This window comes from Shewanella sp. MBTL60-112-B2 (assembly GCF_019655055.1).
Classification (GTDB): Bacteria; Pseudomonadota; Gammaproteobacteria; order Enterobacterales; family Shewanellaceae; genus Shewanella.
This window is the reverse complement of the sequence record NZ_BPFA01000004.1, coordinates 84,425-104,382: the sequence shown is the minus strand read 5'-3', so window position 1 is coordinate 104,382 and position 19,958 is coordinate 84,425. Positions and strand designations below refer to the sequence as shown.

The following is a 19,958-nucleotide window of genomic DNA, read 5'->3' as shown; positions in this document are numbered from 1 at the left end:
TCTAACTATAGATATGTTCACTTCATTTAGATAAGTATGTCTCTATATACGCTATTTCTTCGCTTTATCTTTTGAGCGACCGTAGCTACTTTTTCCCGACGCTGCGCTGCGGAAATTGCTTTTTCCTACTGCATTTTTTGCCGGGCGATTTTTGTCTTCATACTTACGTTTATTGTGACCCTTCTCTTTTACAGGCTTCACCACCACATCACGATAACGCGCAGGTAGTGGTGCGCCCTCTTCGTAACCCGGTAGGGTAATACGCGGTAGGGTTTGTGCGATTAATACTTCTATCTCTTGCATCATCTCACGATCTTGCGGTGACACAAATGAAATTGCACGCCCAGCAAGACCCGCACGCCCTGTACGCCCAACACGGTGCACGTAATCTTCTGCTGCAAAGGGGAGTTCTAGGTTAATCACTAAAGGCAGCGCTTCGATATCAAGACCACGAGCGGCAACATCTGTTGCTACCATCACGCGTAGCTTGCCAGATTTAAATTCTTCTAATGCACGGTTTCTGGCGCCTTGGGTTTTCTCACCGTGAAAAACCGCGTTTTTCACACCATCAAGTTTAAGCTCTGCATGTAGATGCTCGGCGCTTTCGCGAGTACTCACAAACACCAACACTTGCTGCCAGTTATTACGGCCAATCAGCTCTGACAAAAGCTCTGCTTTACGGCGAGTATCAACTAAGTAAACTTCTTGGGTGATTAAGCTGGCAGTGGCGGACGTAGCCACATTAATCCACTCCGGCGCAATTAACATTTTTTCCGCTAATGTTTTAACTGCGTCACTGTAAGTCGCTGAGAAAAAGAGTGTTTGATGAGCCGAAGCCACCAGCTTCTTCACTTTTTCAATATCGCGAACAAAACCTAAGTCCAGCATGCGATCCGCTTCATCCACCACTAAGTGAGTCACGTTAGACAAATCTAAGCCGAATTGTCCAATATGATCGAACAGACGCCCGGGGGTCGCGACCAAAATATCAACGCCAGCTTGCAGAGCTTTGCGCTGCGGGTTCATGTTTGAGCCGCCATAAACAGCCACCGTTTTAAACGGTAAGAACTGCGCATAGGCGGAAATATTATCTGCAACTTGAATCGCCAACTCACGAGTAGGAGTAAGGACCAGCACCTTAACAGTTGACTGATGTGTAAGCTCAGCTTCGTTAGCTGTAAATAATCCATACTCCTTGATCAAGGTATTAAGTAACGGCAGAGCAAAAGCTGCTGTTTTGCCAGTACCCGTTTGGGCGCAAGCCATAATATCTCTACCTTCCATGGCTACGGGTAACACCTGTGACTGCACTTGCGTCAACTGCTGGTAACCGCGAGCAGAAACTGCATCTAAAATTTTGGAATGTAAATCGAATGCATCAAAGTTCATGGTCGGCTCAATTAGGATTAGTGTAAAGAATGGAAGCAATAAAAGTGAGCGCGGAGTCTAGCAAAATCCCGCGCGAGATTATATAGCCATACGAAGTCAATATAGGTGATTCTGAGTTTACTCAATTTTAGCAACACTATATCGTTTTCTTGGTAAGCAACGCTTAGTTAAGCACATCTGGCTCAGTGTTTCTCTGCGGCCTTGGTAACGCCTAATCAACTGAGGAAGAGCACAGTGTATGCTCGCTCAAGATATTGACTACAGAGCTCACTTTTCGGCAGAGCGATTTTCTACTGGGCTGACATCTTCTGAGCTAATTTCCACCCAACTATTTTCTATCTCAGTATTTTCCATAGGGCTACTTTCTACAATATTATTTTCTATCGTTAAGTTTTCTAAATCAGCTCTGTTTACAGCTGCTGTGTCTAATAAGCTGTCGTCCTTAAGGCCGTCTTCGATAAGTGGATGCTGAGGTATAAGGTAAGCCTGCTCAAACTTTTCAACGGGTACAGGTCTTGAGAATAGATACCCTTGACCAAAGTCACAGCCTGCATTAGCTAAAATTCTACGTTGGTAGTCAGTCTCTACGCCTTCGGCAATGACTTTCATCCCCAGCTTATGGGCCATCACAATAATCGCTTCACATAAGGTGAAATCATCACTATTGCTGTCTAGATTTCGTGTAAAGGACTGATCAATTTTTAAAAAATCTATGTCAAATTTCTTAAGGTATGCCAGCGAAGAATAGCCTGTACCAAAGTCATCAAGTGAGATCTGTATCCCTGAATCTCGATATTGTAAAAGCTTAGATGAGATAGCACTATTGCCATCTAGCAATAACCCCTCGGTGATCTCGATACAGACATTATTATTCGTTAAGTTCAGCGTCTTTAACAGATTCACCCAAGAGTTTAAGCTCTCACCTTCATCCCTAAACTGAACCGGAGACTTGTTAATACTAATCTGCACTTCTATGCCAAAACGATCGCGCCAGAAAGCACTCTGACGGGCCGCTTGCTGGAAAACCCAATTCCCTATCTCAATAATGAGCCCAGTCTCTTCGGCGACGGCAATAAACTCTATTGGCGATACCAGACCACGTTTAGGGTGACGCCAGCGGATTAAGGCTTCGGCCTTAAGTTCCTCCCCCCCCTGTAAACTGACAATTGGTTGGTAATAAAGCTCAAATTCATGGTTGGCAATAGCAGAGCGAAGGTCTTGGATCAGACGCATTCTATATTTGGCGTATCGCTGCATGGATGGCGTAAAGTAATGAAAACGATTTCGCCCTTCATCTTTAGCGGCATACATTGCCTGATCGGCGTGCTTTAATAACCCTTCAATAGTTGAAGCGTCATCAGGGTAGAGCGTAATGCCAATACTGGCACTGATATAGGCTGTCTCTTCCCCTAAGTTATAGGGTTCGGCAATGCGGCTTAAAATGTGTTTCGCTACTTTATCGACCCCTTTAATATCGGTCACCCCAGATAAAACAACCGTAAACTCGTCTCCACCAAGCCTTGCTACTACATCAGACTCTCTAATACAGGCTTTAAGTCGCTTAGCAGCTTCAGATAGCAACATGTCTCCCATATCGTGGCCAAGAGTGTCATTAACTTCTTTAAAGTAATCTAAATCTAGAAACATCAATGCAAAGTGCTGCTCGCGGCTGTCAGATTTTAAGATCTCCGCATTAAGATAATCGAGCAACATACGCCGATTGGGTAGGCCGGTTAATGGGTCATAATTCGCCTGTTTCCAGATTATTTTTTCGGCTTGCTTCTTTTCTGAGATATCTGAGAACAGGGCTACGCGACGCAAAGTTTGCGCTTCTGCATCAAACAAGGCATTCAGGGTTAACCAAACCACAAACTCTTCACCGTTTTTACGCTTTAGCCAAACCTCTCCTTGCCACCGGCCCTCCTCTTCTACTGCCATGTGCATCTGCTCATAGGCACTACGATTATTACGATTACACTCTAATATCGTGATATTTTGATTTTTAACTTCGGATTCGGTGTAACCAGTAATATCAGTAAATGCAGCATTAATATTGATAATCAAGCCTTGCTCATCCTGCACACTCATAGCTTCACGGCTATTGTTATAAACTGAAGCAGCAAGCTTTAATGATTCTTCCACGCGTTTTCTATCTGTAATATCTGTATGTATGCCGCACATTCTTAATGGGCGACCACTTTCGTCGCGGCTCATCACTTTTCCAGAATCTAAAATCCATAATGTTTCACTTGCTAAGGTGCGAATGCGGTATTCGATTTTATGCTGCTCTGTTTCACCACTTAGATGCGCTTCTATGGACTCTACCACTCTGACTCGGTCTTCTGGATGAATCGAGTCAATCCACATATTTTGCTGCCGATTAAGGGTATCGACATCACAGCCTAGTAAGGCGGCACAGTGCTCATTCCGCTCTATGATATCGTGACTAATATCCCAATCCCAAAAGCCTAATTCACTGCTACCGAGTACCAAGCCCAATTGCTCCTGACTAGCAAGCATCTCTTTCTCAGCTTCTTTCTGTGAAGTGCGGTTTAAAAAACCTGTAATAATCAATTCGACTCTAGATTGCGCTCTTTGGCAGGCCACTGTCATATGGGTATAGACAATTGTCTCATCTTTAGCGGTAAGACAAAGATCAAGCTCAAACTCGTTAATCCCTCCGTCTAGCATCCTTAAAAGCTGATGCTTATAGCGTTTAAAATCATCAGCAGACATAAGATCAGACCAAGTTAAACTAAGCAGCTCTTGCTCGGTATATTTAAGCATCTGACACAAACTTGAGTTCACCTTAATCCATTCATGAGCAATATCGGTAATTGCTATCCCCATATTTCCGCTCTGGAAATGTGACTTAAACAGCAAGTGGTCCTGCAACTTTATTTTTTGGTCTCGCTCTATCTCTATACGCCTAGATAGCAATATTCCAAGTAAAACGGTAGTGATTGGAAAGATGGTAAGAAAGGGGACTGTGATCTGTTTCATTAGGTTAATGGCGATTTCAGTGGGCATGGTCAAGCCCCAGAGTAGAGTCACACTATGGGTCATCAAGCCAAAGGCAAAAAGCTCGCTAATGCGGATATCACTGATATCACCTTTGCGGTACCTCCCCCAAAGATACCCCATAAGCCCTGAGGTCACTATGGTGCCAATACCTGACCATACAGCTATGCCACCTTCACTAAGCCGATATAGACAGCTAATAATTACAGCGACTAAAGTTGGCACGCCACCAAAGAATAGACCGCAGATACTTAAAATAACCGTTCTTGAGTCAATAAAGACGCCGTTACTGTGCTGCCAAGGCATCAGCATGACGGACACAGTAATTACCGCGACTAGAACACCTATGCCTACACGCCATAATAAATCTAGTGAGCGTTTATGATTACGCGGAAACGCGTCATACACGAGAACTATCGCGAGTAATAATGCAGCATTTTGTATAAGAGAGAGAATTAAGCCTTGATCCATAAGAAGCTATTCATCCTTGATATTTCTTTTAAGGGTCGATGTTTTTTGTAATCAATTAACCTATCTAGAAGACGAGTATTTAAGCCTGACAGACTATCGTTTGAGCCAACAACTCTCTTACCTCTCTATAGCAGGTTTCAGAAAGTGTGTAATTCACTGTCAGTATAGGAAATTATTCGAATCAGCGTTATTTTTAGACGACTACCTTTACAAAGATAAACACTAAAGAACTAAAGTTCAAAGGTATGAGACGATTTTTTATTCAAAATTATTACATATGAGTATAAAACAGAAAGATAAAATGAGGCCTTAACCAGCCTCTAATAAATTAAAAGCTGTGTTTAATGCAAGACTTTATTAATCGAGAAGAGAAGGTTAGGAGCTAACCTCAAGGGAAGCTGTCCCCTCAAGAATCTAAGTCAATTAGCCCCTAATCCTTTATAGAGAATTAACCAGCTTGATGGGTGACTAGGCTCGGCCTGAGTAAGTTGTCATGCACAGGGCAACGATGGCAAACTGTATCAAGAAACTCACTCTTTTGCGCATTAAATAAGGGTTCTTGATTCATTGTGGCATCCATATCTACTGTGATGTCAATGTGCTTAAAGCCTACGGGGTCGTAGCTCGCTTTTCCAAGTAGTCCAGCTGTATTTAATTGTGCCTTAATCGATACATCAAAATGATTAAGTGTAATGTTCTGCTCTCTCGCAACCATTCTAGCTATGGTAGAAATGCATCCTGCTAGAGAGAAAATAAATGTCTCTAACGGATTAGCGCCTTCATTACCTGCTGTAGGCTGATCTATGACAAGTTGGTGATCTCTCACTTGAGCGGTAACTTTCCAGCCCTCACCCATGTGTGTTTTAACTTCAACGCTCTTTTCTGGCATTTCAACATCACTCCATTAGTTTTATTTCAATGAGGTTATTCTAATGAACATTTAAACCAAAACTCAAGCGCAATTCACAGTTTGCCGAATTTATCAGTTAGTCGTTTACAGATTATTTACTGTGATAGACTGATAAGCCAATCTCTACACTGGCACACATAAAACCAATCACTATGTCACAAATTCATACCATACAGGCTAATAAGTCTGATACTAAGTCCGTACAGTACAGTAAAACCTACAGCTTTCCCGTGCAGATCTATTATGAAGATACCGATTTCTCAGGTGTGGTATACCACCCTAACTTTCTAAAGTACTTTGAACGTGCCCGTGAACATGTCATAGGCGCAAATGACTTAGCCAGCTTATGGGATGAACATAACTTAGGCTTCGCGGTATATCGCAGCGATATGCTTTGTCACGACGGTGTGGAGTTTGCCGATATTATCGATGTTCGAACCAAATTCTTTTTTGAGAGTAAGTACCGTACGGTTTGGTTGCAGGAGATCTGGCGCCCTAATGGCAAAAAGCCCGCCGTGACCGCCCAGATTGAGATGATCTGCATGAATAAGAAACGTCAACTAAGTCCTATGCCACAACAGTTAATTGCTCGTTTAGGTGAAGCTTTTTCTGAAGCCGTTATATTTTAGCTTTTTGGCTGGTGGCTCTATCTGATGGCTTAATTGCAGCGACAGCACAATTTAAGATTAGGGTAAGTCTCAACCCCCTTGATTTCGACACCAGCGACTTACCTTTATCTTAGCTGCTTAGGCCTTAAACAGCTACTAGCCTAGTCAAAGGCAAGCCTTAGCTCGCCCGACTTATTTTCGACCACCGTGCTCCCAGTTCTCTCGCTGTTAAGGGCTTAGAAAAAATATCACCTTGAATTTTATCCACGCCCATATCAAGCAATATCTGTAAAACATCCTCAGTTTCCACCCCTTCAACTGTCACCTTAAAACCAAGACCTTTGGCTAGTCGAATACTGGTATCCATTATGTGACGAGCCCTAACATCGACCTCAAGATTTTCTAAGAAAGCTTTATCAATCTTTACTTCATCGACTGGCAAATATTTAAGGTAAGCTAAAGATGAATGACCTGTCCCAAAATCATCGATGGCAACATCAACCCCCAAATGACGCAGACGTTTAATCGTTACAACCGCCCCATCTAAGTCTTGCATCAACTTACTTTCAGTGATCTCTATTGAGATGGCATTCGCCTTTAATTGATATTGCTCAAGTCTGGCTTCTATACCAGTAATCAAAGAGGCGTTACCTAGATCTTGGGTCGATAAGTTTACCGCTACCTGAAGCTTAATATCACTTTGGCGCCATAATGCTTGCTGTGCAAAGACTTGATCTAAGGCCCATTGGCTAACGATATCGATCATCCCGGAATATTCGGCTAGAGGAATAAACTCAGCAGGCGATATATTGCCCAATAAAGGGTGTTGCCATCGCATTAATGCCTCAACTTGCTGGCTGTCCCCTTTAGGGAAGCTTTGCTTCGGCTGATACACCATATAAAGCTCGCCATCACGCAGTGCCTTAGCAAGACTATTAATAATCGACACTTCTCTAAGCTGCGCCGCATCATCCCCTAACAAATATTCAGAGAGTGCTACATCGTGGGTCTTGGCTTTCTTCAGCGCTAAGTCGAGTCGTCGCAACATGGTACTGATATCACCATGAAAAGGCTTTAGCGCCAAGTGCCCCATTTGCACTCTTGTCGTTATGATGCTGCCAAAAATATCGTAAGGTAGCTGCAGTTTATCTATGATCTGCTGCAGTTGTGGCGGCGTCATTTCGTTAGTAAAGTAGATAAGAAATTCATCTTCATTCATCCTAGCGATTAACGAACCTTCAGGGGCTAGACTCTTCACCCGCCCCGCCATTTGCTTTAATAACTCATCACCAAAGTTAAAACCAAATAGATCGTTCACATACCGAAAACGATAGATATCGAGTAATACCAAACTGCCATTATTTAACGGCATTAAGGCCGCCATTTTACGCTTCATGCTCAATCGATTATCAAGCTCGGTAAGCTTATCTCTTTCTGATTGCTTACTTTGGCTATAAAGGGTGGTGAAGAGATCTTTTAAGCTGAGGAGTTTAACTGTTAAAGAAGTATTAGTAGCTGGGAGCTTCATCCCGTTGAGCACAAGAGACTCAAAAAACTTATTGAGTTGACGATGCAGTCTAAACAGCCACAAAAGTGCACTCACTAACAAAACAAGTAGCAATAAACACACAGTGGAAATCATCCAAAAACTGTCCATCGATGAGTACTTTTACCGTTATAAAATCTCAATTTAGTCTGTTATAAACTATAGTGCCTGCAAACGACTGCGCCAGCACACACCATAGTTTAAGCTTTCATAGCTACAGCACTTAAGGTCTATCTATGCACTACTGTATCTATGCACTACTGTATCTATGCATTACTGTATCTATGCATTACTGTATCGATAACTAACTTATTCGTAACTCGCCTTAATCGATTGGTAAGCCTCTTGGAATGTATCACCCGCTAACTCGTCAGGCGATACAGGTAAACCACGCTCGATAAAGACTGCCATTCTTTGCTCTAAATCGACGCCGGCTCTTAGCTCGCCGGTATAGAAAGCCGCTGCACGAATAAAGTCTAAGTAACTCACTTGTTCAGAGTTATAGGTGAGATCTGCCCAACGTTCGACCACTTGCATTACATCTGGCGAAAACTCCCAACTCTTAAGCACCGCGCGCCCTAGTGGACCCTGTAACTTCTTAACCAAGGCGCGTAATAGCTCTATGCTGTCAAAAAGTTCTGGCTGAGCTTCTGCTTCTGTCAATACAGGCAGAGCACCAATATTATGCACCAGCCCTGCAAGGGTCATGGTGTCAAAATTGAGCTTACTCTCTGGGTGCTTCTTATTATAAAGCTGTAACATGGCACAAGCGGCAGAGGTCACATCGATAGATGCGCTCCACACCTCATCCATTACCTCCCAAACCATCTGGTTGGTAGAGATAAACAGCTGCTCCATCGCAATGGATGTCACAATGGATTTAATCTGCGTCAAGCCAATTCGATTAATAGCCGCATTGACGTTATCAGCGGGGATCCCACGACTGTACATAGCACTATTAGCAATGCGAATCACCCTGGCCGATATGGCCGCATCCTGACCAATAATAGTCGCGACATCTTTTAGACTGGCATCTTCTTGCCCCACTACCTCCTGCACCCGCATCGCAACTTCTGGCAATGTCGGTAACACTAAGGCATCGGACTTTAATTTTTTTAACAAACCAACTAATACTTGATGCTCTGTAGACATCTCAACTCCCTTATAACTCGTATTAATTTGCAGCGAATCGAGTATAACAGTAGAACGCTTTGAGGTACGTGCAAAATGCTATTTATGGGTCAATACTTAAGCAAGTGTCGAGATTAAGATTAAATCGCCTAAAAAATGATACAGAGATCACAAGATCTTATAATAAACGACTCTGATCGGCTCAAATCCACTTATTATATGCGGCTGACTTTCTTGCATTAGCATACCTGCATTCAGTAAAATGCGCGGCCGATTGTCGAATCCTTATCCGTTAACAGAGAAGCTATTATGTTTAAACCTGAGCTATTGTCCCCTGCTGGCACATTGAAAAATATGCGTTACGCCTTTGCCTATGGCGCCGATGCTGTTTATGCCGGCCAGCCAAGATATAGTCTTCGCGTACGTAATAACGACTTTAAAATGGAAAACCTCGCTGCGGGTATTAAAGAAGCTCACAGCCTGAATAAAAAATTGTATGTGGTTAGCAACATTGCGCCGCACAACGCCAAGCTTAAAACCTATATCAAAGATATGGAGCCAGTGGTTGCTATGCAGCCTGACGCGTTAATCATGTCAGACCCTGGTCTTATCATGATGGTACGTGAAGCGTTTCCAGACCAAGTGGTGCATTTATCAGTACAAGCCAATGCCATTAACTGGGCATCGGTTAAGTTCTGGGAATCTCAAGGCATTAAGCGTGTCATTCTTTCTCGTGAGCTTTCACTAGATGAAATCGAAGAAATTCGCCAACGCTGCCCAGATATCGAACTAGAAGTGTTCGTACATGGCGCGCTATGTATGGCTTATTCTGGACGTTGTCTATTATCTGGTTACATCAACAAGCGTGATCCTAACCAAGGAACATGCACCAATGCTTGCCGCTGGAAGTACGATGTACATGAAGCGCAGCAAACTGAAACTGGCGACGTAGTGCCAGTTAACCCAGCAGTGCAAATTGAAACACCGACATTAGGTACAGGTCAGCCATCTGACCAAATCGTATTGCTACAAGAAGCCGGTCGCCCAGGCGAATACATGCCAGCGTTTGAAGATGAGCATGGTACTTACATCATGAACTCAAAAGACTTACGTGCAATTCAACACGTAGATCGTTTGACCAAGATGGGCGTCGACTCACTGAAAATCGAAGGCCGTACTAAGTCATTCTATTACGTTGCACGTACTGCCCAGCTTTATCGCCAAGCGATTGAAGATGCTGCAGCTGGTAAAGACTTTGACCGCACACTAATGCATAACCTTGAAGGTCTTGCACACCGCGGTTACACCGAAGGTTTCTTACGTCGACACGTGCATGATGAATACCAAAACTACGATTATGGCTATTCAATTAGCGATACTCAGCAGTTTGTCGGTGAGTTTACCGGCAAGCGTAATGAAGCTGGCCTTGCTGAAGTTGATGTGAAGAACAAGTTCCTAGTGGGCGACAGCGTTGAAGTGATGACGCCACAGGGTAACTTAACCATCAAAGTTGATAGCCTAATTAACCGTAAAGGTGAAAGTGTTGAGGCCGGTCTAGGTTCAGGTCACTTTGTATTCCTAGACGTACCAGCTGGTGTTGAGCTTGAAAAAGCGGTGTTACTGCGTAACTTGCCACAAGGCCAAGATACCCGTAACCCACACCAGCCAACTGCTTAATTCAAGTCGTTAAGTTAGCTGAGTACTCAGTTTTTTCAGTAAATTAATCAGCGAATAACATAAGGCCTCCAAAGTGGAGGCCTTTTTGTAAGTTAGATTTTCAAGCTAATAACCGACTAAAAACTCACTCTGGCTCTCAAGCCAATAACCCAAGTGTCTTTCTCAGTTGAAATAGCCGGGTTATCAATATATTGAACATTAGGCGTTAGCTGCACAAATTCACCCAAGCTCATGTTGTAATACAGCTCTGAGGTAAATTGCTTGTCGTCAGTAACGCCATAGGCCTTGCCTAAGTTTTCATTCACTTCACTGAAATTAATCGCAAAACCTAAGTTATTTTTCTCACCACCTAAACCAAAATAGCCAAGCCCTAGCGTTAGCGATTTATCGTAAAGCGCAACGTCCCCCTCCGATATACCACCTCTAACAAACGGCATTATTTGAGGTGTAACAAAGAAGCTAGCGGAAAAGTTAACCCCTTGGCCACTTTCACTTGGTTGAGTGAGGTTATGTTGAGTGCCGCCGTCCATATGCCACAAAGTCACATGCACATTGTCGGTATAGATATGCTCTTGTGATGCCGTCCAGCCAAGCTCAAATGTGGTAAACAGCTTATGATCATTAAATAGCGTGTCAAAGCCATCTAATGGTTTATCTGATTTACCTTTGGCATCCGCTGCGCCGGCAATAATATAAAAATTATCATCGAGCATATGGCCAATAGCCAATCCTAAAATGCCGTCATCGGGTAAACCTAGTGCGCCAGCCCCAGTGCTAAATGCCAAGTTGGTAAAACCTGTCCAAGGACTCGCTAATGCGTAGGTATCGACATAATCAGAGGTATCTAAATACCCAGCCATTAAGGCGGTTTTTCCTTGATTAAATTGCTGCTTCCAATAGAGGTTGGTCAGCCGTCCGCCTTGATCGCTATATGCTGGACCTATCATGCCGATATAGCCAAGTCCCGGCTCAATAAATGAGTAGGCTTTCGGAGCAGTATCGGTATAAGCATGTCGATGCTCAACCTTCCAAACAAGCCCGCCCACATTGCCGCTCTCTAAGCCTGTTAAGTTCCAAGAGCCATAAAACCGAGCCACACCAGCGACAGAGTTATCAGCTCCGCCTTCGGTAGGTGAGCTTGCCGATAACCCCAGAACTTGATAATCAAGCCCCAGATTCAGGTTGTGCTCACTGGCTAGATTTTCTCTCCAAGACTCTTTCTTACGCGTGTTGTCTTTAATAGTGTTATCAACCGTATTTGGGCTACCAAAGCTGGTGCTGGCATAACTCGCAGCACTAAACAAACTGACAGTACAAGCCAAACTTGCTCCAATCAATAACGACATTCGCATGGTATTGGTATTCATATTAGTATTCATATTGGTTTCCTTAATAGCTCACTCAACTCCATGTGTACCAATCAACTAATGAGCATGACCTTTATGATCTAGGCTGCCTTGCTGATCTGAGCCCGTTACAGGATTAGAGAACTCATCAGCGTAATATTTCTCAATCGTTAATGCTTCCATGGCGTAGCCCATAGTGACATTCATCTTGCCATCAACCAGTTGCACCAACTCAGTTTGTTTCTCTGCGTTAATCGTACCGACCACAGTCACTGGAAATTGTACATTCTCAACTTCAAAGCCAGCAGCAAAGCTGAGTTTCACAATCTGATTTGCCGCTGGTGGTGGCATATGAATGCACGCTCCTGCATAGGGTAATAGTAAAAACTCAGTTGCTTTCACGCCGTTAAATTTTGTCGGCACCACAAAGCCTGACATGCTAACCTGCTTACCATTCACCTGAGTATTTAAACTCTCTGCTTTTCGCTGCGCAAGCGACATATAGCGCGCTCTAGCATCAAGCGCTGTATCAACATCAATGCCTTCATCGCTCAAATGTTGACGTGCTTTGCTGACACTTTCTTGATCTAAAGGCTTAGCGCTATCTTGAAATTGGATAACAGTCGCCAGCAATCGTTTTTGACTCTCTGTTACATCAGGTAAGCGAACATCTTGCTCGTTGATGATTGGCGCCAGCACTTGCCATTCAAGTGCTTGCACTGCAGGCTGTTGTACATTAACTGCAGCATCTGGTATTTCAGAGTCAGCATGAACTACAAAAGATAAGCCCAACAACATTAATAATACTTTCTTCATCGCGCCCTCTAGAATTTCGGTTTTCCCCATTCGCTTTTACAAAAAAGTTTCACAAACAGGCTTCTACAAATGGGCATTTACAAACCGAATTTGACAAACCCGCTGGTACAACCGCTTATCGATAAACGCCTGTAAATAAAAGCCTGTTGATAAAAAGGCAAGCCCGATTGCTTGCCTTTATCCTTAAGACGAACACATAAAATTACAGGGTGTTTTTATAAATCACGCCATCTTTCATAATGATCTTCATGGTCTCGATACCATCTCGCTTAGGCGCATCGAACCATTTTTCATTGGCGCCAATCACTGTTAAGTCTTCTAGTGGATTACCATCGACAAGCAGCAGATCGGCATATGCCCCCTCTTCCACAACCCCAAGCTTGCCTTCAAAGTAAGGGTCTAACACTTCACCCGCCAATTTGACGATTTCGCCGTTTACGGATGTCATCGACAGCAAGGTGTAATGATTCCCTAAGAACTTGCCACTTAAGTAAATCGAGTGGTCTGCTTGCTGCTCACAGGCCGCCACTCCGCCAACGCAGTCAACTTGGAAGCCGAGCTTAGGCTGGTATTTATTGACGTTTTCGATGTAATTAGCAAAAGCCGCTTGCGCAGTTTTGGCTTTTCTTGCTGATGCAGGATTTGAGTTAATCGCCTCAATTTCACCTAAGTAAGGCGAAAATGCAGTCATATTGGTGGTCATATAGGCATCGTTTTTCTTCATTGCCTTATAAACATCTTTATCAAACATAAAGGCATGTTCTAATGTTTTCACACCAGCTTCTAAGTTTCTCAGTAAAGAGACTTTGCTATAGGCATGTGACATGGCGTAAGAGCCATAGGCATTAGCCACTTCTACTGCAGCCTGTAACTCTTCAAGTGAATAAGCATTGAGCTGCCATGGGTCAAACGATGATGCGACGCCACCACTAGACATTAGCTTAATCTGTGTTGCGCCTTGCATATAATTTTGACGAGCACAGGCTTTAATATCACCAATACTGTCGGCCGTACAACTGATACCTAAACGCCCACCCGCAGAACCACGAGGATAAAGTGTCTCATTAGGCGTGGTAAAGTTACGAAAATCCGCATGAGAGCCCGTAGGGCCAATAAATGCACCAGAGGGATAAATTCGCGGACCGACTAACTCACCGCTATCTATGGTTTTCTTAAGGCCTGCCCCCATACCACCAGCGTCACGCCAAGTGGTAAAACCTGACATCAATGCAGACTTTGCCCGCGCCGTAGAACGGGCGGCAAGCTCTTCCCAGTTACGGTTATTTTCAATATCCGGCAGTGAAGAACCGTTCATCTGGAGATGGCCGTGACCTTCTATCAGTCCAGGCATTAAGGTCATACCTTTACCGTCGATAACCTTGGCACCTTGCGAAGAAATCGCTTCGCTAGACACCTTGCTGATCTTATTATCCACCACTAACACTTGATGGTTTTTTAGCAACTCATCTTTCTTACCATCAAACACATTGACGTTAGTAAACAAGATAGACTCAGCACTAACAGAAAAAGCTAATGAGCAAGACACAGCAACAACAGACATCTTCAACGTTCGGTATTTCATTCGTGCACCTCTAGTTATCCATGCTTGGTGAGTTTTCACCTCGCGTAACATTCCATACTTAAAAAAGCGTTACAGTATTAGCAATCACGATTATTACATATCAACAACTTGTCGCTAACACTGCGTAATCTAGATGAAATTGTGACGCACATCAAGCTGACATAATAGCCATTTGATGACAGCAGGTAATTGAGTTGTTACTCAGCGGTTGATTTCACTTGGTCTGTCGACGGAACTGACTGGGCGTCATTTTCATTTGCCGTTTAAACGCGCGAGTAAAATGTGCCGCATCTGAGTAGCCCATTCTAATTGCTATTGAAGTGATCTTTAATGAAGGGCATTTTAATAAATCTAAGGTTTGCGCCAGCACCATCTGCTCGACAATTTCACCATAGACCACACCTTCGTTAGCTAATCGCCGTTGCAAGGTTCGTACATTCATCTGTAAGATTTGCGCCGCCGTCTTGATAGGTAGTTTGCCCATTGACAGGTAAGGTTGAATAGCTAACTTGAATGTACTAATAAAGCAAATCGATTGCAGTGTATTGTCGATATGTGTGCTGGTAGAAATATAAGCATGGCGCACGGGCGCATTCATTAACGACTCATCTATCGCAAATGCTGTCACAGGTCTCCCCGTAAAAAACTGACAGTTCGTCAACGCCGGAATAGTCGCAAATGTTGCCGCTGCATCAGATTGCAACCCAATCTGCTTAGGCCGCCACTTATTGTCTGTTAATGCAGCAAGTAACTCACAAGTAAAAATAACCGAGAATAACTCTGCATGGGTAAACCAGTCTTGTTCTACCCCCTCTTTTTCTCGTACCAGCCACCAGCTGCCACCAGAAAATTGGGTGTACACCTTAGTATGGGTAAGGTTAGATTTAAGTTGTTGAGCAAATTCATCTAAAGCTGCTTTCAATGAGCTGCGCTGACTTAGGCGCCGGATAAACCCAGGAATATAGATATTTTTGCAGGCACTGCTTATCAGCTGAATGAACTCTTGCGGAGCAAGACGCTCCCCTAGGGCTTGAACCAGGTTTTTAACTGTATTTTCAGGTAGGTAGTCATAATTATTATCATTAGAATAGAGATCCGCAGGCACCTTTGCATGCTTGAGGATAGGATAAATGCTGCCTTCAAGTCCCCTGAGTAAACTGGCAAAAAACAACACATCTTGGCGCTGAACTAATGGAATGGCTTCACTAGCGGCGGTCGACAGACTATTCGATGACATAATTACTCCCTGATGAGTTTTTATTTATAAATCAATCTCGAAATCCTGTCTATAACATCTAGGCTTACCGCCACTGAACTATTCCACTTAGGAGTCTGCCTTCACAGTGTATTTTAACCGCCAGTTCTGCGACCTTCAAATCTAGTCACACAAGCTTTGTATGGTATAATTAGCGGGTATCACTTTTAGACGACTCCCACATGGGAGTGTAGTTAAATTCAATAGGCACGCTAATTCAATGGCATTATTAATCGACGACAGCTGTATCAACTGTGACATGTGTGAACCCGAATGTCCTAACCAGGCCATTACTATGGGTGAAGAGATCTACGAGATTGATCCAGTTTTATGCACTGAATGTGTCGGTCATTACGACAAACCCACTTGTATTTCAGTCTGTCCTATCGACTGTATCGCGGTCGACCCTGACCATAAAGAATCTGATGATGAGCTATTAATTAAATACCACATTATTACAGGTAAGCCGGTCGAATAAGCTAGTCTTAACGATAAACAATGGAGCCATTAGGCTCCTTTTTGTTTTGTAGTGAAGCTAGCCAAGACTCTAAAATACGGCTCACTACTAATGACTTCGTTAGTCTGGCAACGTAAAATTAGCCTCAATACCTCGCTAAATCAGGCTTTGTTGCCCTTAATTGCATTCAAGCTTATTTGCTTGCATCCAGGCTTAGCGTCCGTTTACCTCTCAAAAAGATATTAACTGCCCATGTATTTAGCTCAGCACTGTTTTACCCCGTTCAAATCGGCTATCGATAGTTACGAGCTGCCACAGCGCTTTACCTTTCCGTTTTACTATGAGCCGCACCCGCTGTGTTTATTGGCCGCCTTAGAGCTGCAAGAGTACTTAACCACTCAAACTGACTGGCAGCATAACTTTGGCTTAGAGGGTGATGTAAACAGAACTAGCGACGCTGCTAAAACAGCGGCCATTGGAAAAATGTTTGGCGTACTTATCGTGCGTAACTCTGCTGGGCAGCTTGGGTATTTAGCGGCATTTTCAGGTAAGTTAGCAGAGCAAAACCTGCTTAGCGGTTTTGTACCGCCGGTTTTTGATATGTTGGCAGAAGAAAGCTTTTTCCATGGCGGCATGCAGGCGCTTAATCAGCTTACTGAGCAACTAAAAAGTGCCCAGAGTAATCCAGATATTGCTAAGCTCAGTGCCGAGTTAGCACAATTACGCAGCCAAGCTGAAAGCGAGCTAGAAGCGATACGTGCGCAAATTATTGAAAACCGTAAAACACGTAAACAGCGCCGCATAAGCGTTGAAAATCAACAAGACCCGGCAGCACTTAGTGAGCTAAATGTACAGCTAGGTAAAGAAAGTGTCGCCGAAAAATTCCATCTAAAAGCCACCAAACAACAGTGGGATTCACGATGCGATGAAGTTGCAGCACAACTTAATGATTTAAATTCAGAAATCGCAGCCATTAAAGCAAGCCGTGCCCAACACTCTAATAATCTACAAAAACAGATTTTTGCTCAGTATCAGTTTTTAAATCAAGCTGGCGAGTTAAAAGATCTCAACCAGATCTTTAAAGACAGTCCAACCGAGCAGCCACCAGCCGGAGCCGGCGAATGTGCCGCCCCTAAACTGCTGCAGTACGCCTTTAGCCATAAGCTAACGCCTATCGCAATGGCGGAGTTTTGGTGGGGGGTATCACCTAAGTCTGAAATCAAGCAGCATAGAAACTTTTATGGCTCTTGTCAGGGCAAATGCCAGCCTATTTTAAGCCATATGCTCGAAGGCATTGAGATGGATGAGAATCCATTACTGACCAACCCTGCCGAGGGTAAATCGTTAGAGATCGTCTATCAAGATGACGTCATGGCCGTGGTTAACAAACCCGCCGAGTTCCTCTCGGTACCAGGCAAAAACGTCACCGACTCTGTGTTTGCCCGTATGAAGGCGCAATTTCCACAGGCGACAGGTCCGCTTATTGTTCACCGACTCGATATGTCGACTTCTGGCTTAATGGTCATAGCCTTAACCCGTGATGCCAACAAGTCTTTGGCACAGCAGTTTATAGCCCGCACGGTAGAGAAGCGTTATGTCGCGCAAGTATCAGGTGTGGTTGAGGGTGAGCAAGGCGAGATAAGCTTACCGCTTAGAGGCGATATTGATGACAGACCAAGACAATTGGTCTGTTATGAGCACGGTAAACATGCGCAAACTCATTGGCAGGTAAAGTCGCGCAGCGCTGATGCCACTATGTTGTATTTGTATCCGCATACTGGCCGCACTCATCAACTTCGAGTGCACTGTGCTCATCATGAAGGCTTACACTTGCCAATTATTGGCGATGATCTTTATGGCAAGAAAGCAAACCGCCTACATCTGCATGCTCAGCGTTTAGTGCTAAACCACCCTGTTAGCAGAGAAAGGTTAACTTTTGAGGTCGATGTCGACTTTAAAACTGACTTTAAAAAATAGGCCACAATCAAGTCATGCATAACCGACAAGTTATGCATGACTGACAAGCTATGTGTGACAAACAAGGTATGTATGACAGACTAGCTAAATATGAACAAATCGCAGAACAAGGCTACCAATTAGGCAAGTGCTGGTTCAGCTTTAGCCTGCAACGCTTGTAGCGCCTGCGCCAACTTTTCAATGGCCACTCGAATTGCAGCAGGCATGGCATCGAACTCGACACCCAATAGCAAGTTTTTAACCTCAAGCCCAAGCTCTGTATCGCCTTCAATGCTAAGTTTACGCTGGAAAAACAGGGTATCAGGATCTTCTTTTGCCGCAGCGATCAGTAACAAGTCTTTTGATTGAGCGGTAAAGGTGACTTCGGCTTCTTGCAGTTGACGAACTTGCCAAGTTTCAGTGTAAGTCACTTCAAATTTCAGGCCTAAATCTTCGATATTAATTGCCACCCAGCGACCCTCTAGAAAGTCTAATTCTTCATCGGCAGCTTGCTCTGCTAGCAATAAACCTAAGATGCGCTTTAGTAAGTCTGCTTTTAGCGTAAATGGCACCATAGCTAATGGACGCGCAATGACTTTCGGCCCAATTTCGAGCACTTTATGAGCTAACTTGTGAGGAAAAAAACCTTGCATGTAAATATGTATCCAAAATGAGGCAAAGAAGCGAATATTACCTAGATTTTATGATCACAAACCTGTTTTACATCAAAAATATGATCTTCATTCCCTTTTAAACTCCTGTTTCAATATTTTTGGAGCATCCATATGGAATTACTGTGCCCCGCGGGAAATCTCGCATCCCTAAAAACCGCCCTCAATGCAGGTGCAGATGCGGTCTACCTCGGTCTGAAGGACGATACTAATGCACGGTCGTTTGCAGGTTTAAACTTTACCCCTAAGAAACTTCAGCAAGCCGCCGAATACACAAAGAAGTGTGGCAAGAAGATATTTTTGACCATCAATACTTTTCCTAAACCTGGTGAAGAAAGTCGCTGGTATCAGGCGATTGATCTTGCAGCTGACACAGGTGTTGACGCATTAATCATGGCGGACTTATCTTTACTCGATTACGCCCATAGTAAATACCCACACCTGCCCTTGCACCTTTCGGTTCAAGCAAGCGCAACCAACTTAGGCGCTCTTAAACTTTATAAAGAAGAATTTAATATTGAGCGTGCGGTATTGCCACGGGTGTTATCGATGAAGCAAGTGCGCGATCTGGCGAAGGTCACTCCAGTCGATTTGGAGGTTTTTGCTTTCGGTAGCTTATGCATTATGGCCGAAGGCCGCTGCCACTTATCTTCTTACGTCACCGGGCAATCCCCCAATACTGGCGGCTCTTGCTCACCAGCAAAGCATGTTCGTTGGCAGGAAGTCGGCAACGATCGTCTAACCCTACTCAATGACGTGTTAATCGACAAATCAGGCCTCGATGAGCAGATGGGCTACCCTGTGGTATGTAAAGGCCGTTACACCACGACCGAAAATAACACCCCTAGTCATATTCTTGAGTCGCCAACAAGCCTGAATACTTTGAGCCTGCTACCAGAACTCGCCAAAGCCAACGTGGTATCGCTAAAGATTGAAGGCCGTCAGCGTAGCCCAGCCTATGTAGAACAGGTTACCAAAGTGTGGCGCGACGCTATTGATAGTTACATGTCTGCCCCCGAGAAATACCAGACACAACGAGAGTGGGATCTTGCACTGGCAAAAGTCTCAGAGGGACAAACCACCACACTCGGCGCGTACGAACGCAACTGGCAATAGTCTTAG

Annotated in this window: 15 protein-coding genes; 5 read left to right on the top strand and 10 right to left on the bottom strand. The window is 44.0% G+C overall.

The annotated features are described in order from the left end of the window. Nucleotides 1-51 precede the first annotated feature (51 nt). The 3 genes from K5Q73_RS03780 to K5Q73_RS03770 all read right to left on the bottom strand — a co-directional run bounded on the left by K5Q73_RS03780 (nucleotide 52) and on the right by K5Q73_RS03770 (nucleotide 5,770). Complete coding sequence (locus tag K5Q73_RS03780; RefSeq protein ID WP_220761778.1) at nucleotides 52-1,389, bottom strand: DEAD/DEAH box helicase; 1,338 nt, start codon at nucleotides 1,387-1,389, stop codon at nucleotides 52-54. A 267-nt stretch (nucleotides 1,390-1,656) separates the two neighbouring features. Then, nucleotides 1,657-4,881 (bottom strand): EAL domain-containing protein, encoded by a 3,225-nt coding sequence (locus K5Q73_RS03775; RefSeq protein WP_220761776.1) that lies wholly within the window; start codon nucleotides 4,879-4,881, stop codon nucleotides 1,657-1,659. A 448-nt stretch (nucleotides 4,882-5,329) separates the two neighbouring features. After that, the gene (locus tag K5Q73_RS03770) at nucleotides 5,330-5,770 is read right to left on the bottom strand and encodes an OsmC family protein (RefSeq protein WP_220761774.1); all 441 of its coding nucleotides are present in this window, start codon (nucleotides 5,768-5,770) and stop codon (nucleotides 5,330-5,332) included. Between the two features lie 173 nt (nucleotides 5,771-5,943). On the opposite strand from K5Q73_RS03770, the gene K5Q73_RS03765 reads away from it, so the two are divergent. Beyond that, nucleotides 5,944-6,420, top strand: coding sequence for a thioesterase family protein (locus K5Q73_RS03765; protein WP_220761773.1), 477 nt, complete (start codon nucleotides 5,944-5,946; stop codon nucleotides 6,418-6,420). Between the two features lie 157 nt (nucleotides 6,421-6,577). Here the strand turns inward: K5Q73_RS03765 and K5Q73_RS03760 are convergent, their stop codons facing one another. Together K5Q73_RS03760 and K5Q73_RS03755 are read right to left on the bottom strand one after the other, a co-directional pair. Next, complete coding sequence (locus K5Q73_RS03760; protein WP_220761771.1) at nucleotides 6,578-8,056, bottom strand: bifunctional diguanylate cyclase/phosphodiesterase; 1,479 nt, start codon at nucleotides 8,054-8,056, stop codon at nucleotides 6,578-6,580. Between the two features lie 198 nt (nucleotides 8,057-8,254). Next, complete coding sequence (locus K5Q73_RS03755; protein ID WP_220761769.1) at nucleotides 8,255-9,097, bottom strand: HDOD domain-containing protein; 843 nt, start codon at nucleotides 9,095-9,097, stop codon at nucleotides 8,255-8,257. Between the two features lie 288 nt (nucleotides 9,098-9,385). Here K5Q73_RS03755 and yegQ point away from each other — a divergent pair, with 288 nt between their 5' ends. Continuing rightward, nucleotides 9,386-10,753 carry a tRNA 5-hydroxyuridine modification protein YegQ gene (yegQ, locus tag K5Q73_RS03750; RefSeq protein ID WP_220761767.1) on the top strand — a complete coding sequence of 456 codons (1,368 nt, stop codon included), beginning with the start codon at nucleotides 9,386-9,388 and terminating at the stop codon, nucleotides 10,751-10,753. A 116-nt stretch (nucleotides 10,754-10,869) separates the two neighbouring features. Here yegQ and K5Q73_RS03745 read toward each other — a convergent pair whose 3' ends face one another. The 4 genes from K5Q73_RS03745 to K5Q73_RS03730 all read right to left on the bottom strand — a co-directional run bounded on the left by K5Q73_RS03745 (nucleotide 10,870) and on the right by K5Q73_RS03730 (nucleotide 15,734). Next, nucleotides 10,870-12,132: a carbohydrate porin gene (locus K5Q73_RS03745; RefSeq protein WP_259650762.1), complete on the bottom strand. Its 1,263-nt coding sequence runs from the start codon at nucleotides 12,130-12,132 to the stop codon at nucleotides 10,870-10,872. 45 nt (nucleotides 12,133-12,177) lie between these two features. Beyond that, nucleotides 12,178-12,945, bottom strand: coding sequence for a DUF3299 domain-containing protein (locus K5Q73_RS03740; protein ID WP_259650761.1), 768 nt, complete (start codon nucleotides 12,943-12,945; stop codon nucleotides 12,178-12,180). Between the two features lie 172 nt (nucleotides 12,946-13,117). Further along, the gene (locus tag K5Q73_RS03735; RefSeq protein WP_220761765.1) at nucleotides 13,118-14,497 is read right to left on the bottom strand and encodes an amidohydrolase family protein; all 1,380 of its coding nucleotides are present in this window, start codon (nucleotides 14,495-14,497) and stop codon (nucleotides 13,118-13,120) included. Between the two features lie 214 nt (nucleotides 14,498-14,711). Beyond that, nucleotides 14,712-15,734, bottom strand: a complete 1,023-nt coding sequence (locus K5Q73_RS03730) for an AraC family transcriptional regulator (RefSeq protein ID WP_220761763.1) — start codon at nucleotides 15,732-15,734, stop codon at nucleotides 14,712-14,714. Nucleotides 15,735-15,972: 238 nt separating this feature from the next. Here K5Q73_RS03730 and K5Q73_RS03725 point away from each other — a divergent pair, with 238 nt between their 5' ends. Beyond that, entirely contained in the window at nucleotides 15,973-16,230 is a 258-nt protein-coding gene (locus K5Q73_RS03725) for a YfhL family 4Fe-4S dicluster ferredoxin (protein WP_012156237.1), read from the top strand. 231 nt (nucleotides 16,231-16,461) lie between these two features. Next, entirely contained in the window at nucleotides 16,462-18,186 is a 1,725-nt protein-coding gene (locus tag K5Q73_RS03720; RefSeq protein WP_220761761.1) for an RluA family pseudouridine synthase, read from the top strand. 119 nt (nucleotides 18,187-18,305) lie between these two features. Here the strand turns inward: K5Q73_RS03720 and K5Q73_RS03715 are convergent, their stop codons facing one another. After that, nucleotides 18,306-18,818 (bottom strand): SCP2 domain-containing protein, encoded by a 513-nt coding sequence (locus K5Q73_RS03715; RefSeq protein WP_220761759.1) that lies wholly within the window; start codon nucleotides 18,816-18,818, stop codon nucleotides 18,306-18,308. Nucleotides 18,819-18,950: 132 nt separating this feature from the next. Here K5Q73_RS03715 and K5Q73_RS03710 point away from each other — a divergent pair, with 132 nt between their 5' ends. Then, complete coding sequence (locus tag K5Q73_RS03710; RefSeq protein ID WP_220761757.1) at nucleotides 18,951-19,952, top strand: peptidase U32 family protein; 1,002 nt, start codon at nucleotides 18,951-18,953, stop codon at nucleotides 19,950-19,952. Nucleotides 19,953-19,958: the final 6 nt, after the last annotated feature.